Raw genomic sequence first — 351 nt, forward strand, 5'->3', positions numbered from 1 at the left:
TCAGCAATGTCAGCGATAACTGTGGCGACGGGGTAGGGAGCAATCACTTTGCGCAGCGGTGCTAAGGTATCTTGCTGCGCCAAGGTAAAGCCGGTACGCAGCCCCGCTAAAGCAAAGGCCTTGGAAAGGGTGCGCAGCACCACGATATTGGCGTTTGTTTTAATGAGCTGCGCGGCACTGTGCTGATAACAGAACTCAATGTAGGCTTCATCGACCACAACAATGGCACGCTTGGCTAAACGCTGTGCCAATTCGGCGATTTTGTCAACGCTGATAAGAGCGCCGGTGGGGTTGTTGGGGTTACAAATAAACACCAGCTTAGCCTCACCGACTAACTCGCTGAGCTCGCTG

The 351-nt window shown here is 53.6% G+C and carries 1 protein-coding gene; it reads right to left on the bottom strand.

All coding sequences use genetic code 11. The annotated features are described in order from the left end of the window. The coding region (locus tag CWC14_RS18425; RefSeq protein WP_138564331.1) for an aminotransferase class I/II-fold pyridoxal phosphate-dependent enzyme at positions 1 to 351 on the bottom strand (351 nt) is incomplete at both ends.

It is taken from the genome of Pseudoalteromonas sp. S3260 (assembly GCF_005886925.1).
GTDB classification, from domain to species: domain Bacteria; phylum Pseudomonadota; class Gammaproteobacteria; order Enterobacterales; family Alteromonadaceae; genus Pseudoalteromonas; species Pseudoalteromonas tetraodonis.